At 48.3% G+C, this 19,139-nt stretch carries 21 protein-coding genes, 1 other RNA gene and 1 riboswitch; of the genes, 9 read left to right on the top strand and 13 right to left on the bottom strand.

Features of this window, described 5'->3' with window-relative positions; all coding sequences use genetic code 11:
- Positions 1–49: 49 nt before the first annotated feature.
- From KNO66_RS04270 to rnpB, 5 genes are all read right to left on the bottom strand, one after another.
- Complete coding sequence (locus tag KNO66_RS04270; protein WP_214740748.1) at positions 50–1,468, bottom strand: alanine/glycine:cation symporter family protein; 1,419 nt, start codon at positions 1,466–1,468, stop codon at positions 50–52.
- Between the two features lie 59 nt (positions 1,469–1,527).
- The gene (locus tag KNO66_RS04275) at positions 1,528–2,430 is read right to left on the bottom strand and encodes a Gfo/Idh/MocA family protein (protein WP_214740750.1); all 903 of its coding nucleotides are present in this window, start codon (positions 2,428–2,430) and stop codon (positions 1,528–1,530) included.
- Between the two features lie 51 nt (positions 2,431–2,481).
- Positions 2,482–2,664, bottom strand: a complete 183-nt coding sequence (locus KNO66_RS04280) for a hypothetical protein (RefSeq protein ID WP_214740752.1) — start codon at positions 2,662–2,664, stop codon at positions 2,482–2,484.
- A 118-nt stretch (positions 2,665–2,782) separates the two neighbouring features.
- Positions 2,783–3,946 carry a THUMP domain-containing class I SAM-dependent RNA methyltransferase gene (locus KNO66_RS04285; RefSeq protein ID WP_214740754.1) on the bottom strand — a complete coding sequence of 388 codons (1,164 nt, stop codon included), beginning with the start codon at positions 3,944–3,946 and terminating at the stop codon, positions 2,783–2,785.
- Positions 3,947–4,068: 122 nt separating this feature from the next.
- Positions 4,069–4,436: RNase P RNA component class B (gene rnpB / locus KNO66_RS04290), an RNA gene on the bottom strand.
- A gap of 120 nt (positions 4,437–4,556) precedes the next feature.
- On the opposite strand from rnpB, the gene KNO66_RS04295 reads away from it, so the two are divergent.
- Positions 4,557–4,961 (top strand): hypothetical protein, encoded by a 405-nt coding sequence (locus tag KNO66_RS04295; RefSeq protein WP_214740756.1) that lies wholly within the window; start codon positions 4,557–4,559, stop codon positions 4,959–4,961.
- Between the two features lie 44 nt (positions 4,962–5,005).
- On the opposite strand, the gene KNO66_RS04300 is transcribed toward KNO66_RS04295, so the two are convergent.
- Positions 5,006–6,454, bottom strand: a complete 1,449-nt coding sequence (locus KNO66_RS04300; protein ID WP_214740758.1) for a S8 family peptidase — start codon at positions 6,452–6,454, stop codon at positions 5,006–5,008.
- 94 nt (positions 6,455–6,548) lie between these two features.
- Positions 6,549–6,956, bottom strand: coding sequence for a hypothetical protein (locus KNO66_RS04305; RefSeq protein WP_214740760.1), 408 nt, complete (start codon positions 6,954–6,956; stop codon positions 6,549–6,551).
- 169 nt (positions 6,957–7,125) lie between these two features.
- Between KNO66_RS04305 and KNO66_RS04310 the strand changes: the two genes are divergently transcribed.
- The 5 genes from KNO66_RS04310 (at position 7,126) to KNO66_RS04330 (ending at position 11,860) form a co-directional block, all read left to right on the top strand.
- Positions 7,126–8,010, top strand: a complete 885-nt coding sequence (locus tag KNO66_RS04310; protein WP_214740762.1) for a hypothetical protein — start codon at positions 7,126–7,128, stop codon at positions 8,008–8,010.
- Between the two features lie 82 nt (positions 8,011–8,092).
- Positions 8,093–8,758, top strand: a complete 666-nt coding sequence (locus tag KNO66_RS04315) for a response regulator transcription factor (protein ID WP_214740764.1) — start codon at positions 8,093–8,095, stop codon at positions 8,756–8,758.
- The gene (locus tag KNO66_RS04320) at positions 8,755–10,101 is read left to right on the top strand and encodes a sensor histidine kinase (protein ID WP_214740767.1); all 1,347 of its coding nucleotides are present in this window, start codon (positions 8,755–8,757) and stop codon (positions 10,099–10,101) included. The genes KNO66_RS04315 and KNO66_RS04320 overlap by 4 nt, the downstream gene beginning before the upstream one ends.
- A 68-nt stretch (positions 10,102–10,169) precedes the next feature.
- Positions 10,170–11,183 carry an ABC transporter permease gene (locus KNO66_RS04325; protein ID WP_214740769.1) on the top strand — a complete coding sequence of 338 codons (1,014 nt, stop codon included), beginning with the start codon at positions 10,170–10,172 and terminating at the stop codon, positions 11,181–11,183.
- On the top strand, positions 11,180–11,860 hold the full coding sequence (locus KNO66_RS04330) for an ABC transporter ATP-binding protein (RefSeq protein ID WP_214740771.1): 681 nt from the start codon (positions 11,180–11,182) through the stop codon (positions 11,858–11,860). The genes KNO66_RS04325 and KNO66_RS04330 overlap by 4 nt, the downstream gene beginning before the upstream one ends.
- On the opposite strand, the gene KNO66_RS04335 is transcribed toward KNO66_RS04330, so the two are convergent.
- Complete coding sequence (locus tag KNO66_RS04335; RefSeq protein WP_214740773.1) at positions 11,808–12,194, bottom strand: hypothetical protein; 387 nt, start codon at positions 12,192–12,194, stop codon at positions 11,808–11,810. The genes KNO66_RS04330 and KNO66_RS04335 overlap by 53 nt on opposite strands.
- A gap of 201 nt (positions 12,195–12,395) precedes the next feature.
- Here KNO66_RS04335 and KNO66_RS04340 point away from each other — a divergent pair, with 201 nt between their 5' ends.
- Positions 12,396–13,319, top strand: a complete 924-nt coding sequence (locus KNO66_RS04340) for an alpha/beta hydrolase (RefSeq protein WP_214740775.1) — start codon at positions 12,396–12,398, stop codon at positions 13,317–13,319.
- Here KNO66_RS04340 and KNO66_RS04345 read toward each other — a convergent pair.
- Complete coding sequence (locus KNO66_RS04345; RefSeq protein ID WP_214740777.1) at positions 13,252–13,947, bottom strand: CPBP family intramembrane glutamic endopeptidase; 696 nt, start codon at positions 13,945–13,947, stop codon at positions 13,252–13,254. The two genes, KNO66_RS04340 and KNO66_RS04345, sit on opposite strands and share 68 nt — an antisense overlap.
- 86 nt (positions 13,948–14,033) lie before the next feature.
- Here KNO66_RS04345 and KNO66_RS04350 point away from each other — a divergent pair, with 86 nt between their 5' ends.
- Together KNO66_RS04350 and KNO66_RS04355 are read left to right on the top strand one after the other, a co-directional pair.
- On the top strand, positions 14,034–14,717 hold the full coding sequence (locus KNO66_RS04350) for a lytic transglycosylase domain-containing protein (RefSeq protein ID WP_251125800.1): 684 nt from the start codon (positions 14,034–14,036) through the stop codon (positions 14,715–14,717).
- Between the two features lie 28 nt (positions 14,718–14,745).
- A complete protein-coding gene (locus KNO66_RS04355; RefSeq protein ID WP_214740781.1) occupies positions 14,746–15,333 on the top strand; it encodes a DUF1643 domain-containing protein in 588 nt (195 codons plus the stop codon).
- 389 nt (positions 15,334–15,722) lie between these two features.
- On the opposite strand, the gene KNO66_RS04360 is transcribed toward KNO66_RS04355, so the two are convergent.
- From KNO66_RS04360 to KNO66_RS04375, 4 genes are read right to left on the bottom strand one after another with little or no spacing between them, the layout of a single operon-like run.
- Positions 15,723–16,457, bottom strand: coding sequence for an energy-coupling factor transporter transmembrane component T family protein (locus tag KNO66_RS04360; protein ID WP_214740783.1), 735 nt, complete (start codon positions 16,455–16,457; stop codon positions 15,723–15,725).
- Positions 16,439–17,809 carry an ABC transporter ATP-binding protein gene (locus KNO66_RS04365; RefSeq protein WP_251128098.1) on the bottom strand — a complete coding sequence of 457 codons (1,371 nt, stop codon included), beginning with the start codon at positions 17,807–17,809 and terminating at the stop codon, positions 16,439–16,441. Before KNO66_RS04365 ends, KNO66_RS04360 begins: the two co-directional genes overlap by 19 nt.
- Positions 17,775–18,350, bottom strand: coding sequence for an ECF transporter S component (locus KNO66_RS04370; protein ID WP_012726387.1), 576 nt, complete (start codon positions 18,348–18,350; stop codon positions 17,775–17,777). Before KNO66_RS04370 ends, KNO66_RS04365 begins: the two co-directional genes overlap by 35 nt.
- Positions 18,343–18,933 (bottom strand): YkoF family thiamine/hydroxymethylpyrimidine-binding protein, encoded by a 591-nt coding sequence (locus KNO66_RS04375; protein ID WP_214740786.1) that lies wholly within the window; start codon positions 18,931–18,933, stop codon positions 18,343–18,345. The genes KNO66_RS04370 and KNO66_RS04375 overlap by 8 nt, the downstream gene beginning before the upstream one ends.
- An 82-nt stretch (positions 18,934–19,015) precedes the next feature.
- A riboswitch (TPP riboswitch) is annotated at positions 19,016–19,116 on the bottom strand.
- Positions 19,117–19,139: the final 23 nt, after the last annotated feature.

Raw genomic sequence — 19,139 nt, forward strand, 5'->3', positions numbered from 1 at the left:
AGTTTGATGAAGGATGAACTCCTGTTGCCAGGAGCTCCCTTCGATCAACTTAGCTGATTTCTTCTTTTTTCGCTTCCCACGCCTCAATATGTTCTTTACCCGGAAGATCGACCCCATCTTTGAAGAACTCTGGGTCTCTTCCGGCTTTTTTCTGAACGATATAATCATCGAGTAACGTCTTGGCGACTTTACTTAGTCGGAAAATCGCATACATGTTGACGAGTGCCATGAGTCCCATAAAGATATCTGCAATTGACCAAACAAGCCCTGCCGATCGTACGGAACCAAACATGACCATTCCGACGACAGCAATGCGATAAATGATCAAATATTGCTTTTTCTCCGAGATGAATTCGATATTCGTTTCGCCATAATAGTAATTAGCTAAGATTGAGCTAAAAGCGAATAATAGAATCGCGATTGTCATAAGCGTAGTCGCAATCGGACCAATTTCAACGAGTAATGCCTCCTGGGCAAGTTCGATTCCTTGGAAGGCTTCAGAGCCCTCCACACCTGAAATCAAGACGATCATGGCCGTTGCGGTACAGATGAATAACGTGTCCACGAATACGCTGAGCGATTGAATCAATCCCTGTTTGACGGGATGACTCACCTCGGCCGTTGCCGCGGCATTCGGTGCAGAACCCATCCCTGCCTCATTGGAGAACAATCCGCGACGAATACCTTGTAGAACAGCTGCCCCGACGGCACCACCAAACAATTGTTGTAATCCGAGAACCCCTTCCGAGAAGATGGCAGAGAACACTTGCGGCACCACATCAAGATTTGTAAAAATGACCCAAATGGCTAATAAAATATAGCCACCTGCCATGATTGGTACAATGATTCCGGACAAGGTCGAGATCGAACGAATCCCACCAAAGATAACGATTGCGGTAATAACGGATAAAATGAGTCCGACCCAAACCGTGTCGACTTCAAATACATTGTTCACTGATAAGGCAATCGTATTCGCCTGTACCGAATTGAAAGCAAATCCGAATGCGAACGTAATCAAGATAGCGAAGACAATCCCTAACCAGCGCTCTCCTAAAGCGCGTTCGATATAGTAAGCCGGTCCACCCCGCCACGCTTTACCGTCATGCACTTTATATACTTGTGCAAGTGTACTTTCGACAAAGGCAGATGCCGCTCCAATCAGAGCAATGAGCCACATCCAAAATACGGCACCCGGTCCGCCTAGAGCGATTGCCGTCGACACACCAGCGATGTTTCCCGTACCGACACGTGCAGCCGTACCGATTGCGAATGCCTGGAATGATGATACCTGACCTTTCTCATGCTTAAGTCCTTTAACAAATAAGAGCTTGAACATCTCAGGGAGCATTCGGAATTGGACAAATCCCATCCGAATCGTAAAATAGAGTCCCCCAATGATCAATACGAAAATGAGAAGATATGACCATAAATAGTCATTCACTTGCATAATCAGTTCACGAATATCCAACGATATCGCCTCCTTTTATCGGGTTTTTACCCGCTCTGAATCTGACAGAAACAGTGTGGTCACTGTACATGACTTAGAATTTCTTCACAGAGACGATGTGTCTCGAGACTATCTTCGGCAGTGACCGATGTGTTGTTCTCACCACTTAGCAGTCGGATAAACGATTCAATCATGTCAACAAATCCCCGACGCTTCAAGTTCGACTCCCACGGGTCGAGTGACCATTCCCTCATGCCGTCTCGTCCATAATCGATTATCCGCTCCACGTCACGGGTGACCCGCTTTACGGTCGGTGACATGACTTCCATCACTTCTTCGGTACAACCGTTGTCTCGGTTCATCCAACCGATTGCCTCAATCCCTCCTGCCGTGAAGTGAATCATGAGTTGTCTCAATACATCCCCTTCATACCGAGGAGTGACACGCAACCGGTCGACGGGCTGAAGGTCGGTCAAATAACGGAGCGTATCGACGACATGTACAAAGTCCTCAATTACGAATTCACGAATCGTCGCCGGCTTATACGTTCGATTCTTTTGAATGAAAACCATATTTTTATTTTCTACTTGGTTCAGCGCCTGCGTCGCTGTCGCAAATCGGCGATTGAATCCCGTGACGAGATGGACGCCTTTCTCTTTAGCGAGCATAACGAGTCGTTCCGTCTCTTCAAATGTGAACGTGATCGGTTTATCGATAAAGACATGCTTCCCTTGGCGTAAACAATACTCGGCTTGCTCATAATGAACAGCTGTCGTCGAATGAATCATGACCGCATCGATCTGTGTCATCGGAACGGCTTGAAGATCCGTATATCCCTCTTTGAAACGGTAAGTCGATCTAATGTCCTGTAACTTCTGTTCATCTCGAGAGACGAGATACACGTTGACATCCTTCAATCCGGCATATACTGGCAGATATGCTTTTTTGGCGACATCCCCAATGCCCACTACTAACATATTCATCTACTCACTCCTCCAATAATATGTAGAAAGCCCGAAGCGACTGCCTCGGGCTCACGTGATGGATACAATCTCAAAACTGGTAATCGGTTCACGAATAGCGTCTGATACAATTTGGTACACCGCATTCAGTTCCTCTTGATTATTCAGGTCCGGTACCCGATCCATCTCGACCTCGACCGTGCGAGTGTTCTGTTCTTTCGCGTGTAACTGGTATTCGACTGTATGCTTTTCCATCTTATGTCCCCCTCTTATTATACATATGTTATGTATAACCTGTTCGGAGAAAGATGAAACAAGTGAGTTCATTCTAGAAAATAGAAAATGACCGCTCAGTTGAGCGGTCATGGATTCATTACTCTGATTTCGCTTTTGCGTCACGGTCCGGACGTGGACGACGCTTCCCGAAGTACTGGTAATACTGCGTTTCAATATTACCGTTATAAAGTTTACGACGTTTCGTCGCTGGGCGACCGTACGCTTTCTCGAAGTCTTCATAGCTCGTCAACATGTAGACGCTATAACCAGGGTATTTCGCATATTGCTCCCCGATTCGCTCGTACAAGTCGATGATTTCTTCTTCTGACTGGAGACGTTCCCCATAAGGTGGGTTACCGATGATGACGCCGTACTCCTCTTTCGGTTTCAGTGCGGCTGCGTCACTATGGACGAACGTGATCGCATCACGGACGTCGGCGAGTTCCGCATTGTCTTTCGCGAGTTTCACCATACGCGGGTCGAGGTCGATTCCATAGATTTTGAGCGGTTTATCCCACTCCGCTTTCTCGTTCGCTTCGTTCATGGCTGCATACCACGCTTTTTTCGGGATACATGCCCAGTCCTGAGCGAAGTATTCGCGATTGATACCCGGCGCGATGTTCCGTCCGATCATCGCCGCTTCGATTGCGAGCGTACCTGACCCGGTGAACACGTCATAAAATGGCATGTCCGGACGCCAGTTCGTCAACTGAATCATCGCCGCCGCCATCGTTTCTTTAAGCGGTGCCTGGGAATGCAATTCACGATAGCCACGACGGTGAAGAGGACCTGAAGTATCAATTGTGATCGTCGCCACATCTTTCAATAGAGCGACCTCAATCGGGAATTTCGCCCCTGACTTCGGCAACCACTCCCCTTCTTTGCGATAACCGCGTTGCATCGCTTCGACAATCGCCTTTTCCGTGATCTTCTGGCAGTCACGAATGGAGAACAGTTTCGATTTGACCGAGCGACCGTCTACCGTGAACGCCGCGTCCCATGGCATGAGGTCTGTCCATGGCAACGCCACCACACCGTCAAACAATTCTGTAAACGTTGTCGCCTTGAACTCGGCAACGACGAGCTTGACCCGGTCTGCAGTCCGTAACCACATGTTGAGGCGTGGAATGTCTTCCATTTCCGCATCGATATACACGCGACCGTTCTCGACCTCACATGTGTATCCTAAATCTCTTACTTCTTTAGCTACGAGTGCCTCGATTCCCATCGCCGCCGTCGCAATCAGTTTACGTTTCGCCATTTAAACATCTCCTTCTTTCTACATTGAGTCGATTCATGTTGTACATTCTAAAAAGTTCATGAAAAAAGGAGTTCAAGTATATGTGCTTGAACTCCTTGTCGTTGTCAGTTGAGACTATGTTGTCCTGTAAGCCATGTTCTGTACTCCGGTGCTCATAACGGTCTCCCTGGCACGATGGAGTGACAATCATCTATCTGCGCACATCGGCGCCCTCCGTTCCGTTCGGTTCCGGTTCGGAAGTTCCCCTACCATAGTTTGGGTTTCTCGCTCGTGGGGTTTACCTCGTTCCACTCTGAACGTTTCCGATCAGACTCCGTCACTGTGGCACTTTCAAGAAGCGTATACCGTATCCGAGGACTTAGGTATTTCTTCTGCCGTCAACTTGCGTTGCCTACACTTATCTTTTCGTGTAGCACGATCACTACAGCCATCACAGGCTGTGCGAGCATGGACTTTCCTCAAAACTTGCGTCCCGCGATTGTCCAGACCTCATAGTCACTTCAACCATTGTAGCGGAAATTCGAGCGGTTGACAACTGAAATTCGAAACTTGATTTTACATCCCGTCAGCGCTAAAATAAGGCGTGTTCAATGAATAAGGAGGGATTTTGATGCATCAGGATGCAAAAAACGGTTGGATTCAACGTCTGACTTATGTAATCGAAATCGATGACATTAAAGTGCTCCACCCGAACAACGGCGTGTTCGCCTTCTACCGAAATAATCGTCTCGTCCGAGGGTTTGAACCGTTCGATATTAAAGCACCGAACGAACTCTCAAAACGGTCTTATCATTTTGACCATCACAATCTGGCACACTTAGAAGAGCGTTTTCCAGATGCCATTCCAGTTTTCGATGAAACTAAGGAAACGCGTCGAGGCTGGAGCGATCGGGTTCGTGTCGGTTTATGCGAAATCATCCGAGATGGCAAACTCAGTTTCGAGCATATTGATGACCAAGGAAACGTATTAGAAGCGAGTATCCGTTGGTGTGGTGAAGCCATCACCATGGATTAAATAAACGAAGCCGCCGCTCCTTATGGAGCGAGCGGCTTTTTTGATCAAGTCGTTTCGAGGACTGGTGTGTCTTCTTCAACGATCGGCGGTTCATATGTTGTCGTCACAACTTTTTCACGGATGTCCGTCGGTTTAAGGATGACCGTGAGACGCTGAGTCGTGTCTCCTCTTACAGGAAACTTGCCAGGGACATGGAGGGCCTCATACATCACCTTGCCCTCTGAATCTAGAACGGTCACCGTGCCTTTTCGTGTCGTGTGCAACGTGAACGTCAACTCATCCGCCGCTTCGACGGAAATCGAGGTCTTTAATGTATTGACGTATTCAATCGTCCGACTTGTATAACGTTTATATTTTCCGTCCGTCACTTGCCCAACGATTCGGTATTGACCGCTTGGTAGCCAGTCCCCGTTCGAATACATTGTGAACGACCGGTTCGGTGTGAGCGTTTTGACTTTCTTGCTCCCTTGATACAATGAGAACGTTGATTTGAGATTGGAATGATTCATTACACTCAGTTTAACGTTTTTGACATATCGACTCTCCCATACGGAAGGGGTTGAGATATGAATCGGGCGCGCTGTTGCTTCAAGCAGCTTCATCGTATTTAATTCTGTATACGATTTACCTGAAGCACGCGGCATTTTCGCAAGTAAATGATCGACCTCTCCCGGTGTCAAATATGGATTGATCGATTTCACGAGTGCGAGGCTTGCCGTGACCATCGGTGCCGCCATGGACGTCCCGTCCATATAGACAAAGCGATTATTCACTCCAAGTGATAAAATGTTCACCCCAGGCGCGACGATTCTCACATGGTCATCCATATTGCTAAAGCTCGCGATTCGGTGGCGAGAGTCGATGGCTCCGACCGCAATCACTTCGTTCATGCTGGCAGGAAACGATGTCTGACGTTTCCCATCGTTTCCGGATGAAGCAACAACGATGACGCCCTTCGCTCGCGCACGCTTGATGGATGTCGCCAAGCGGGTATCGTAGTCATCTCCACCCAAAGACAAGTTGATAATGGTCGCGCCTTTGGCGACCGCCGTATCGACCGCTTTCGCGACTGTCCATGAATCGGTGGATTCCGAGTTTTTACCGTAGAATACGTTGTAGAAGTGATAGCGAACATTAGGTGCAAGTCCGGCAATGCCGACTCGATTATGTTTCCCCGCCATAATTCCAGCAGTATGTGTGCCATGGACGTCAGCCGTATAAGGGCCGATCATCGAATTGACAACACGAGGTACGTTTTTTAAGTCCATATGATTACGATCAGCCGAAGAATCAATCAATGCGATGACGATGTCAGAGGCACCGCGCGTTTTACTCCAAGCCAAATCGGTTCCGATTTGACGTACATAATATTGACTCGTGACACGTGGTTCCGAGACAACATAACCGTGTTTTTCAAGGATGACAGGTTTCGCAGCATCTACTCCGACCGGCAGTAAAAGGGCAAGCGCTGTCAAAAGGGCAATCTTTTTCATTCCTTCCGCTCCATTCCAAACTTACAAAGTGACTTTATTATCTCAAACTTTGGATTAGATTTCCCTTTTTTTGAATAAAAAGTTGTCGGAAAGTTTACCAATAACTCGTTTCGTCCGGGTGTAACATATCGAACTCGACGATTCGGCCGATTGTCAAGTACGTATAGTAGCGGGCTAGTTCGACTCGACTCGGGTCGGGACGGAATCCCTCAAGGTCTTCACCGAGCGGAGAACCATCAATTGTCTCGAATTGCTGACAAAAAAAAGACTCTGTTTCGGCATTCCAGACGATTCGATCTCCGATATACCCGCTTCCGAAGCGGATGTAGTCGATGATGGACGGAACGATGACTTCCGCAGGCAAACGTTCACTCATACGACCGACCAATTCATATCGTAGGCGATCTGCCTGGTCAGCTTCCTCTAGGGAGGCACATTTTAATACTTCTTTATTGATTTCTATCAATACGACATAATCCCCGGGCTCGATGGAGAGCTTCATCGCCTCACCTCACTTTTCATAGCTTCATCGGATTCTCTACATGTGAGTATTCGAGATAAAATGTGGGAATCCTGTCCACTCCTCATTTTTTTCCAAATGTCAGTTGAATTCGCAACGTCCAAGATGTTTTTGTTATACTGAACATATGAAGTTAGAGAGGAAGTGCATCATGGCCAAACGACCGTTGACCCCTCGTGAAAGTGAGTTGATTGCGACTGCGCTGTTTGTTGTCGGAAGCGTCCCTTATTCGGGACACATCGATCGTCTCGAATCCCTCACCTTACGTGACATCGCTGATGACTTTATTAACGGAACCTCCACTTCCGCAGATGCGATGGAGGCACTCGATCAGTATATTTATGTTCGACGTCATCGTTTTAAAAACGTGACCCCTCATAACCTCTGGACATTAGATGACCGAACGGAACAGGAAGCGTTGCGTCACATCTCGAAACGTCCAGAACTACAGAAGGGACAAACATTGAATAAGCGGAATCAACCGTTTCAAGTGGGACAAGATATCGAATTCAAGGTAGACAAGCATGTCGACCGAGGACAGTTCCGAATTTATATCGGAAAACAACAGGGTTATACGTGTAAAGCTCAATCAAAGGAACGCGAGAAACTGAAATCGGTATCTGGATGGATCACCCATATCGATCTGAAAGACCGATTAGTCTTCGTCAACGTGACAGACTTTGGTCGCCTCCCTATCGAATCCTCGATGAAACAAGAGCTCGAGTCGATGAGTACGTCACTGCTCGGATGGTTCGCTACGGCCACCATTCCTTCTGAAGAAGAAGCCCTTCTCGCAAAACGAATGATTGCCGCGCTACAGCGGCGCGATCAACCTTACTGGTTTAGTCTCACGACCGCGATGAACCATCCTCGACCTGAACATGTGAAGCGTTGGGGGACAGTGGTCAATCTCCTCGTGAAAGCGAGCAATGGTGACCAAAAAGCCATTCAGACACTCGAAACTCAAGAAGACAAATATTTTAAAGATGCTTTTATCCGCGCACTCCGTGCCCTACATGAAAATATGACAAAGTAATTGAATGAAACGAATACGACATGAGGTGACTCGCGAAGAGTCACCTCATTTGACGTAAACTAGTGATGAAGGGAACATATTTATGCGAATACTCATCGTAGAAGACGATCCATCAATTTTACGCCTTGTGAAGGAGACCTTCGAGGATGCGGGTCATGAGGTGATAACGGCGACTGATGGGAAGACAGGCGAAGAACGTTTTACGATGCATCCGATCGATGCTGCGATTGTCGACATCATGCTCCCCGGGCTTGATGGCCGTGAATTGTGTCGACGACTCAAGGAGTCTCTCGATATACCCGTCATCCTTTTGACCGCTCTTGATGAATGGGAGGATAAACGCCAAGGTTTCGAGTACGGGGCAGACGACTATGTGACCAAGCCGTTCATCCCAGAAGAGTTACTGTTCCGATTGCAAGCCGTCTCGCGTCGATATCAACGCTCGGCCGCTTCTCAAATTCAAGCCGGTCCGCTCCACTTGGATTTGAGAGAATATGAGGTACGTTTAGACGATCAGTTACTCTATCTCCCTAAAAAAGAGTTCGAGCTCTTGTTTCAATTAGCCTCGTTTCCAGGGAGGGTATATCGACGGGAGGAATTGATTGAACTCATATGGGGATTTGATTTCGAAGGAGATGAGCGGACGGTCGACGTGCATATCAAACGTCTCCGTCACCGTTTCGACCATCCAGCTCTGACGATTCGTACCGTTCGAGGCGTTGGATACTCGCTTGAGGTGAACGCATGAAAACTCTTTATACGCGAATCATCGTGACGATGTTTTTGATTTTACTTTTATCAGGGGCAATCTCCTTATTGGTCAGTAATGTCGCTTACTATACGTGGTGGCAACCATCCTATAGCGAGAAAACGGAACGGGTCGCCAAAATGGCAGAGTCGTATATTGAGGAACATACCGACTTAGATCATGATGCCTTCTACACCTTTTTAGCCGCGACCGGATATCAATTGGTCGTCGTGGACGCAACGAACGAGCGCCAACGATTTGGCGGTGAGTTTCGAGACGAGACCATCTCTGATTCGGTAGTCCAATCTGTACGGAATGGGTCACCCTATCAAGGAATGCGTGACTTCCCGTTTCATCTCTTCTTGCTCGGATTGTTCGATAACGAATTAAAGAACACATATGGATTTACACTTGAAAACGGAGACGTCATCTTTATCCGTCCGGATTTGAGTGCCCAAATCCGCGAACTACATCTGTTCGTCGGTCTATTTTTTGCGCTCGTCACGCTATTAGCATTTGGCTTGATCGCCATTTCGACAAGGTCCCTCGTCCGTCCGTTACAGACGCTCACGAAAGCAACCACATCCGTCGCCATGCGTAAAGCTCCGGAACACCTCCCCATCGAGCGACAAGATGAAATTGGGACGTTGGCACGTCAATTTCAATATATGTCGAATGAGATTGATCGGACAGAAGCGAGACAACGGCGATTTGTTTCGAATGTCTCCCATGAATTTCAATCTCCGTTGACCTCCCTAGTTGGGTATGCTGAGAAATTGTCTGACGAAACCGAAGGAGAATCGAAGGAATATGCGCTTGTCATTGAGCAGGAAACGAAGCGTCTGTCCCAATTGACGAAACAACTCCTGCTGTTATCACGATTGGATGAAAACCCACCAATCCTCGAGACAAATGTGAATGTGCTGCAATCAGTATCCGAAGTCATTCAAATGAACGCCTTCGCCCTTGATCAAAAAGGAATTGCCGTCGTTACCGATATTCCACAGGATGCGGAATTGATGAGCGATCCGGTTCTACTCGCACAAGTTTGGAACAACTTACTGGTGAACGCCATCCATGCTTCACATGATGGAGGTACCATCCACATCACTTGTACGCTTGACCCAGGTCTCGTCATCTCGTTCACGGATGAAGGGATTGGAATGGACGAGGAGACGAAAGAGCACCTCTTCGATCGCTTCTATCGCGGTGACAAAGCTCGAACGAGTCAGGGGACCGGTCTCGGTCTCGCCATCACATCAGATATCATCGAATTACATGGTGGAAAGATTACAGTCGAATCAAGCATAGGAATCGGTACCACGATTCATCTACATTTTTGATGTCGTTCATATTCTGTTCATAAAGATTGCTTACACTTCCTTCATCAGCACTTGAAGGAGGTTTTTTTATGCAGTTAGGTTGGAAAGAGATGTGGCGACAGAAAAGAAAATTTTCCATGTTGTTCGTCATCACATTATTGATTGTCATGTTGACGACGCTCATCACAGGGCTAGCAGACGGCCTCGCATATGATAACGGTTCTGCTCTGCATGAATTGAATGCTACGACCTATCGACTAGATCCGGACTCAGAAGGTCAATTGACACGATCGTTCATCGAGGTCACGAAGGATACATCAAAAGAGACGATGAGCGTCCGACCGCTAACGGTCACCATTGACGGTAAAAAAGAAGAGGTGACACTATTCGCTCTTCCAAAAGATAGCAATATCGGTCCTGTTTCCCCCCTTAGAAAAGGTGAGGTTGTTTTCGATCCTAGTCTTTCAGAAAATCTTAGACCAGGTGATCCGTTGATCGACTTCGCTTCCAACTACCGGTTTACGATTGCCGGTGAGTCACTAGGACGCTATAGTCATGGACCAGTGATGTACACGACGAATGAGACGTGGTTCGATTATTTAAATCATTCCGAACAACGTCCATATGTATCTGCTGAGATTGGAACGGAATCTACGGTATCCGATGCGCTCGTCATGAGTCAACAAGATTTGATTGAGTCGGTCCCTGGATATAGTGCCGAACAAAGTACGTTCACAATGATGCGTGCCTTTCTGCTCGTAATAGGAACGTTTATTTTGACCGCCTTCTTTTATTTATTCACGCTTCAAAAATTACCTGAACTCGGAATTCTGAAGGCAATCGGTTTATCACCACGCGTCATCGGACGTGCACTGCTCTTTCAGGTCATCGTCATCGTTTCCGCAGCAGTCGCCACGTCGATTGGGATCATGTACATCGTCGACGCGTTGATTCCATCGACCCTACCGTTTCTTGTTGACTTCGGTCATGTCGCGCTATTCGGCTCCATGTTCATCTTTTTATCGGTTATCGGCGCATTGCTACCGTTATGGAAACTCCGTCAAGTCGACGCAATTGAAATCATAGGAGGAAAAGCATCATGAGGTTAAGCCATGTATCACATCAGTTTGACGGTCATCTCGTATTGAATGACATCGAGTTACATGTATCACCAGGCGAATGTGTCGCCATTGTCGGTCCGAGTGGCAGCGGGAAGAGTACGTTGTTATACATCCTCGGTCTATTGCGAAAACCAGATCAAGGAGCATTCTTCATGGACGAACGCGACGTGTTCGAATTGGATGAGGAAGAACTTCGTCTGTTACGCCTACATGAAGTCGGGTTCGTGTTTCAGCAGGCTCATCTGATTCCCTACTTGACGGTGCTAGAACAACTTGAACTGATTCAGGAGAAAAGAAAAATCGATGCGAAACAACTATTGACCAACCTCGGCTTAGGACACCGTCTGCACCAACTCCCGACGACCTTATCAGGAGGTGAAAAGCAACGAGTCGCCGTCGCACGGGCGTTGGTCAACTCCCCGCAGCTCATTTTGGCAGATGAACCGACAGCGAGTCTAGACTATGAGAATGGACGTCGTGTGATGGAACTATTAGCCGAACAGGCTCATGAAGAAGGGAGACGTGTCGTCGTCATCACACATGATGAACGGATGCTCGATGTGTGTGATCGTGTCCTTCGCGTGATTGACGGTACCTTGACCGAAGTCAACAAGGAAGAACGGCATCACGAAGACAGATTTGATGCAATTGATAAGTGAGCCATCCACCCAGGCGAATGGTGACGCTGATTGCCCCCTCCTCCGAGACGGCCGCTTCTTCAATCGTCATCAGTCGTTCGGTGATATGATTCGATTCGAGTTGAATCCCCGAGAGGCAGGAGAATGCGCGGACGATTTCAGCCGGTCGACACCCGACTAGACGCGCAATCTCTTGAACCTCGGTCAGGAGGGTCGTTTTGTTATAGAAAAAGTAACGGTCTAGCAACAAGTCGAACACCAGACCGACCACTCGATCATCTCCCTCGCACGTCCATGAAAATGTTACTCCTCGATCTAGTGTCCCCTCCCGATTGCTCAGTACTTGTTGAATCATTTGAAAGATATCTATCCTCCCCATAACATCCCTCACCTCTCTTAATTGTCACTTCATGATATCGCTAATGAGCACGTCGCTCGAAGCATCGTGTTGTCTTGATGATAGCCGTTTATGCTACTTATACTTCCTTCTTATGTAAGAAAAGAGGACCTCATCTGTATCTTTCGGGTACAATAACGATGAAAGGGGTCGGTCTTTTTGAAACGAAAATGGCAAATTGGATTAGCATCATTATTCACAGGTTATTATGCGGTCAGTTATTACGCCTTTAAGCGAATGACGAGAGGAAAGCGGAAGACACCGGAGATGTTACTTGCTCCGTATACGGATGAGGATCGTACATTCTATCATGACGTCCCATTCGAGCATGTCTCGATTCAATCGCGCGATGCTTACCGTCTCTACGGTCGTATTTATCGGAATGAAGGTTCCACAAAATGGATTGTATTCGTCCATGGATATACGGCATCTCATAGTTTCATGGCACCTCACCTCGCCATGTTTCACCGGCTTGGATTCAACTTACTCGCCGTCGATTTACGTTCACATGGGGAGTCTGAAGGAGTGTACGCATCATATGGGTATCACGAAAAAATCGATATGATCGATTGGGTCGACTGGTTAAGAGAAAATGAAACGGTCGAGACGGTCGGTCTCCATGGTGTGTCGATGGGCGCTGCGACCGTTTTACAGACGACCCCGCTCACCGAAGTAGATTTCACTATCGCGGAGTGTCCGTTTGATGATATGAAACAGCTGATGCGTTATCAATTGAAGGAGTTACACCATATCCCTGCCGAGCTTTTCCTACCAGGGATCAATTATTTCTTATGGTCTCGCGCCGGGTTCACCATGAATCAAGTTCAGCCTAAAAAGGCCGTCACAGAAACGACGACCCCTATCTTGTTCGTTCACGGCTCAAAAGACGACTTCGTTCCAACTTGGATGTCAGTCGAGATGAACGCTTTAAACCGGACAAACGATATAAAATTGATTGACGGTGCCGAACATACCGATTGTATCATCAAGGACGCTCCTGGCTACGAAGAGGCAGTCACTCACTTTTTGTATCGACATGGATTGGGCCCGCAATCAAGTCAAGGAGTACATGTATCACCATAACCGGCCATAATACACCCATCCCTAAATAAAGGAGAGCGAGTCCGAAACCGACGACGCCCGTCGTGAGGACTCCTTTAATCCCTTGATAGGCGTGGGCCATACCGAACAGTGCACCTCCGATGACGGCGAGCGTCAGGTTCGGCGCTTCTATATAGAGCGTGATCGTATACAAGAGCACTCCTCTGAAAATGAATTCCTCGGTCACGCCAGCAGTGACCGAGACGGCACTCCAAGCCTGTTCTTCAGATTTAGTTCGGGGGAGGAGCAGTTTCTCTAAGTCTAGTTCATAGTATGGGCGCAAGGTATTGCGAAGTTTGGCAGAAGTTTTGACTAGTAAATAGAAGACGAGCGTAAAGGTAACAAGGATGCATGATAAATAAAAGACTTGCCATGCCCCTTCGTTGCCGGGTTCTGGTGCCAACCTTAATCCAACTTGAGATGGCGGTACTTGAAATAAGAATATGAGGGCAACGATTAATAAACTGAGCCCCCAAGCTGATTTCACAGTCTGTTCATATACCCAAGTACGTCCTTTCGTTTCGATTAAGGGGCGAATTAATCTCGCATTGAAGATTTGAACAATCAGCATATAGCCGATGATGGCTGAAAAAACGAGTCGTTCGAGCATCCATATCCACTCCTGTCCTTCCTCTTAGCTATATGCTACACTATTCGGGTATTGTCTAAAAGCTAGGAGGCGGTATCTTGAAGCGAATGATGCTGCGACTGACCGGTTTCATCATTGTACTCGTGCTATTGCTCGGTGCAGTCGGCTGGCTCGGTCAACATGATAAAGTGAATAATGGATTATATCGTGTGTACTACGGGGAACATGGTGTCCCGAATACACATATCGACATCTATCAAGACGCGGCTGAAACGTACGACGTCGATTGGCGATTACTTGCAGCCGTACATCGTGTAGAGACGATCTTTTCGCATAGTTCTTCGATGCGATCATCTGTCGGTGCAATCGGTCCCTTTCAATTCATGCCTCGTACGTGGCTAGGATGGGAATATGATACCGATGACGTAAAAGGCGATGTCCCAGAAGACGAAGTCGATTTGACAGACCTCTCATTGATTGAACAATATGGAGGACTCGGTCGCGATGGCAATGGGGATGGAAAAGCAGATCCACATAGCTTGGTTGATTCTGCCCATACAGCGGCGTATTATTTAAGTGAGCATGGAGGCAGAACATCTGATTCGATCTCATCGATTCGTAACGCCATCTATGAATACAACCGAAGTGAGCAGTACGTCAATGATGTGATGACATACTTCGAAAACTATGAATCCGGGATTACGTATATGCCAGATGAACGTGACACATTTAGTCAACATGTCGCTTATTACACAATTCGTTATATCGAGTGGTTTAAGACACTCGGCTGATGCTTACATGAAAAAGTGAGGAATGGAAATGAATACGCATGTAGAAGAAGTAACCATCCGCGTCAAATCAATCTTCAATGAAGATAAAACGAAACGTTATATGCGAACGTATGAATTTACCGACGTGGAGGACGGGGTCATCTGCGCCGTCATCATTTATTCACCGCGGATGAGCGATGCCTTTTTGTCTGGCACGACAACACAGCGTGCTTATATGCTGATGCAAAATCATTTGACCCAACCAATACGAGAGATGCGTGTCATCAGCCTCGTTCCGACGCTCGCCGTCAATGATAATCTTCCATATGTGGAATCACAGCTCGATGAGACGAACTATCATTACGTCGAAGAGACGCTTCAAGAAGTAGAGGCCAGTGGCGGGATGATTATCGTCGGTTGGGGCTCACCAGGTCGATTGATGCACCACGCGACTTCTTATAAGTCGCTCTTTGCGGATTATGAGGCAAATATGTATTGCATCGGTACAACAGCTAAAGGCGAACCACAACAGATTCGAATGGCGAATGAAAACACCGTCCTTGAGGCGTTCAACAATGAATCGGTCAAACCGAAGTTCCGTATCGTGAAAGAAACGAAGAAAGACGACTCTCCGTGAGTCGTCTCAGGCTGTTGATGAATCAAATCGCCATGTGCGATTTGATTCTTTTTTTATGTTTAACGAGATTGAGGCATTCTGTGCGAAGTGGACGTAACGTTTACCAACTTATTTCTTCGCTTAGACCGTTTCGAAGAATAGATCAGGCTATTTCTTTGGAAGACGAGGCGCCAGAGAAAATAGCTAAATGAGCACTACAAGTGTTGGCCATTCTTGTGACTCGTCCTACGGCGCCCCGACTCCTACAGGAACGCGATCCAACGGAGACCCAGCAGCGACTTCAGTCGCGATGCGGCTCCGGGATTGCCTGTGGAAAGCGTGGGCGCCTGAAGGACGAGTTCGAACATGTTATTTGTCAACAAGCTGACGACTCTCCGTGAGTCGTCTTTTCATATGCCGATCCAAATGGAAAGGCCGAACAGTATGAAGAATATACCGGACCACATGTAGTCGGACGATTTGATGTCAATCCGCTCATAGACGGTCCGTTTTCCACTTGTGAACCCCCTCGCCTCCATGGAGAAGGCGACACGTTCAGCACGTCGAATCGAACCTGCCAACAGCGGGAGAAGTAGTTTCGGTACATGTCGGATCCGTTCCCATTTCGTATCGAGCGGAACACCGCGAAGACGATGCGCGTATTGAAGCTGATGCATCTCCTGTTGCATCAACGGGAGGAAACGGAATCCGACGAGCGCGCTATAGGCAATCGTCGGCGAAAGCCTCGCCTGTTGCATCAAACTCATGACGAAACGTTTCGAATCGGTCGTCAACATGAAGAGCAGGGACAACACGGTAAACGCCAATACACGCAGACTAAGAGACGTAGCGACGCGTGCCTCTTCTTTTGAGATATCTTGACCGAGAAGCGTCACCCACGTCTCTCCCCCGAGCTCCTTCCCAAACACGAGCGTCGTCCAAAACGTCCCGAGCGCCGTGACGAGAAATGGGATCAAGAACAGGCTCCACTTCTTCCAGGACACATCTGTCGCCAGCAATTGAATCGTCAACGTACCGACGATGATGACGAGCGGGGTCCACGGGTTATAAAACATGGCCAGCCCGAACATGATGATCGTCATCGTCCCAAACTTGATCGTCGGATTCATATCATGGAGTGACATCGCTCTCGACCTCCCGCTAGTCGATAATGACGAAGTCTCTCCGTTTCCTCCCAAAGCTCATCCCCAAATGGTCCTGAGAGTTCCCCATCCTTCATCAAATAGAACGTATTGGCGATATGGGCGAACGACAAGTCATGGGTCACGAACAAGATGGTCTGTCCCTTATCCGCATGTCGCTTCATCAATTTCTCAAGGGCATGGAGTGCCGGTTCATCCTGCCCTGCCGTCGGTTCATCGAAGGCAAGCAACTGTTTGTTTGAAAGTAACTGGATCCCGACGGCGAGTCGTCGCTTCTGTCCATGACTGAGCGATAGTGGATGAAGAGACCGTTTATCCGCAAGGGATAGCTCCTCCAATACGATATCAATCGACTCCTCATGACCAAACTGTAGTTCTTGCTCGACCGAGTACATGAAAAATAAGTGTTCCGGAGATTGAGGGACAAGTCCGACTCGGCGATCACTCTCCGTCAAACTTCGTAAAAACGTCGACTTCCCGCTCCCATTTGGACCCAATATGGCGATCACTTCCCCAATACGAGCTGTTAGGGTCACGCCTTTTAATCGAAATGTGTCGCGCACCACCTCGTCGACCACATAGTGCTCGCCTTCTTGTTGTGATGCAGAAGTTCGTGTGAATGAAAAATCATCGACCGGTTGAAACGGTTCGTCCCGTACAATCCGCCCTTGATCGAGTTCGATATGCCAATCAAAAAAGTCTCCCCATACGTGCGCGCGATGTTCGACGACGATGACGTTCACGTTGTCCAAGTGATCGAGCCAGTCGACGAATCGATTCGCGGTCACTGGGTCAAGGTGTGTCAACGGCTCATCGAGAAGCAACCATTCCGGTTGTCCGACCAGGGCGCAAGCGACGGCGATCCGCTGTTTCTCCCCGCCTGACAAGGAATCGATGTGACGATTTCGGTAATCAGTCAGTTGGAGTGACTCGAGAATCTCCGTCACGCGCTGATCGATGACCTCGACCGGCGTCTGCAAATTTTCGAGTGTGAAGATGAGTTCTTCGTCCACCCGTTCCATCACGAACTGCGTGTCCGGGTCTTGGAATACAGTCCCGACCCGCTGATTGATCTCACCTGGTTCGTAGTCGTCGTGTGAGCGACCCAATAGTTCGAGTCTGCCTTCAAGGATTCCATCACAATTCTCTGGATAGAGACGGTTGAACAGCGCGAGCAGGGTCGACTTCCCGCTTCCGCTCGCTCCTGTCAAAATCGTGCGCCAAGGTTTAATGGATAGTGACACATCTTTGATGATGGTGTCCTGACTCTCGGGGAACCGGAATGAAAGCGATTCTGTCTCAACCATGGACGTTCCCACTCCGAGCGATCGCATAGCCACGAAGCGACCCCGTCTTGAGCAACAGGTCACTGAGCAACTTCCCACCGATTCCTGCGATGACCATGCCACTGACCGCCCGCAGCCCGAACATCGTCGCCACATATCCCGGTTCAAGCATCGCAAATCCGCTCATGAAGTAGGTGTACACGAAACTCGTGACGGCCGAGCCAAATCCAGCTAGCATGAGAACCCATAGCTCATATCGACGATAGCCCGTCATCGCAAAGACAGCTTCCGCCCCAAGACCTTGGACGATGCCGACCAAGATGATGCGGGGTCCGATCGCATTTCCAATCAACATCTCAATCGTCGCTGCCATCACTTCCGAGATGAAGGCAGCACCCGGCTTCCGGATGATATACGCCGAAATGATTGACACGATGAACCAGATACCGAAGATCCACTCATAGGCGATCGGTCCAATCAACCCTGCCCATAAGTTCCCGATATGGACAAACAATAAGTAGACGACGGCAAAGACGACAGACAATACGGAGACGAGGACGACCTCTTTCAATTTCCACGATTTAAGCATGTTGACCTCCATGTGACGGACTGTTCACACTGAACGTCACCGTCATGACGACGTGGCGATTCTTTTCGCGCGTCCTGTTGAACGCCGCCTCGTAATACGAGAACACATCATCTAAGTTCCCATGAATGCCTGACGCGTAGTGCATGGAGTCATTATAGACACCCGCCTGTTTCGCTTGCTCGATTTCATCATAGATGAGATCCATGTAGTGCTCCGCCCCCATCGGATAAAGCGCGAACTGTGACGAGACATACTGTTCTCTTGAAATTCCGTTCAATGGTTGTGGTGGTGCCTCGAGCGCCTCATCCCCTGCCGAATCTCCCGGACATCCGACAGAGAAGGTTCCGCTCATCGAGACATGGCGTCCTTCCTTCGAAGCCAGGCTCAACACGGTCCTTGCGACGTCGAATACGTGCTCGGCGCGACCTCGGATCACGGTCGACACGTCATCCGTATGTCGCCACACACCCGTCATATTCGTTCCTTTCAATGCCCCTTTGATCGTCCCGACAAAGTCATCTGTCATCGGGCTAAGCGTGAAGCGAAATCCGACAATCGGACTCGTGCCACATGATTCATTCATCTTGTTTCCCCCTCTATATGTGTTTGCATAAAAAAAGCCGCATTCATGAGAATGCAGCAACAAAATCTATACAAACTTGCATAGAGAAAGTGCCGCACTTCCTCACGCCAGTATTACCTGGATCGAGTTATAAGGGATCGGAGCCATGCTCACATCTCAGCCGAAGCACCCCTAGTGCAGTCATTGATATGCGGTTACTTATGCAG

This window comes from Exiguobacterium sp. s48 (assembly GCF_018617395.1).
Classification (GTDB): Bacteria; Bacillota; Bacilli; order Exiguobacteriales; family Exiguobacteriaceae; genus Exiguobacterium.

Bases quoted from the DNA above. Each gene is read 5' to 3' on its own strand.
- KNO66_RS04375 (WP_214740786.1), bottom strand. From the start codon at position 18,933: ATGAATGAATCATGTGGCACGAGTCCGATTGTCGGATTTCGCTTCACG.
- KNO66_RS04300 (WP_214740758.1), bottom strand. From the start codon at position 6,454: ATGAAAAAGATTGCCCTTTTGACAGCGCTTGCCCTTTTACTGCCGGTC.
- KNO66_RS04305 (WP_214740760.1), bottom strand. From the start codon at position 6,956: ATGAAGCTCTCCATCGAGCCCGGGGATTATGTCGTATTGATAGAAATC.
- KNO66_RS04295 (WP_214740756.1), top strand. From the start codon at position 4,557: ATGCATCAGGATGCAAAAAACGGTTGGATTCAACGTCTGACTTATGTA.
- KNO66_RS04345 (WP_214740777.1), bottom strand. From the start codon at position 13,947: ATGCTCGAACGACTCGTTTTTTCAGCCATCATCGGCTATATGCTGATT.
- KNO66_RS04315 (WP_214740764.1), top strand. From the start codon at position 8,093: ATGCGAATACTCATCGTAGAAGACGATCCATCAATTTTACGCCTTGTG.
- KNO66_RS04330 (WP_214740771.1), top strand. From the start codon at position 11,180: ATGAGGTTAAGCCATGTATCACATCAGTTTGACGGTCATCTCGTATTG.
- KNO66_RS04365 (WP_251128098.1), bottom strand. From the start codon at position 17,809: ATGCGATCGCTCGGAGTGGGAACGTCCATGGTTGAGACAGAATCGCTT.
- KNO66_RS04285 (WP_214740754.1), bottom strand. From the start codon at position 3,946: ATGGCGAAACGTAAACTGATTGCGACGGCGGCGATGGGAATCGAGGCA.
- KNO66_RS04280 (WP_214740752.1), bottom strand. From the start codon at position 2,664: ATGGAAAAGCATACAGTCGAATACCAGTTACACGCGAAAGAACAGAAC.
- KNO66_RS04370 (WP_012726387.1), bottom strand. From the start codon at position 18,350: ATGCTTAAATCGTGGAAATTGAAAGAGGTCGTCCTCGTCTCCGTATTG.
- KNO66_RS04335 (WP_214740773.1), bottom strand. From the start codon at position 12,194: ATGATTCAACAAGTACTGAGCAATCGGGAGGGGACACTAGATCGAGGA.
- KNO66_RS04355 (WP_214740781.1), top strand. From the start codon at position 14,746: ATGAATACGCATGTAGAAGAAGTAACCATCCGCGTCAAATCAATCTTC.
- KNO66_RS04320 (WP_214740767.1), top strand. From the start codon at position 8,755: ATGAAAACTCTTTATACGCGAATCATCGTGACGATGTTTTTGATTTTA.
- KNO66_RS04350 (WP_251125800.1), top strand. From the start codon at position 14,034: ATGATGCTGCGACTGACCGGTTTCATCATTGTACTCGTGCTATTGCTC.
- KNO66_RS04360 (WP_214740783.1), bottom strand. From the start codon at position 16,457: ATGTCACTCCATGATATGAATCCGACGATCAAGTTTGGGACGATGACG.
- KNO66_RS04325 (WP_214740769.1), top strand. From the start codon at position 10,170: ATGCAGTTAGGTTGGAAAGAGATGTGGCGACAGAAAAGAAAATTTTCC.
- KNO66_RS04275 (WP_214740750.1), bottom strand. From the start codon at position 2,430: ATGAATATGTTAGTAGTGGGCATTGGGGATGTCGCCAAAAAAGCATAT.
- KNO66_RS04310 (WP_214740762.1), top strand. From the start codon at position 7,126: ATGGCCAAACGACCGTTGACCCCTCGTGAAAGTGAGTTGATTGCGACT.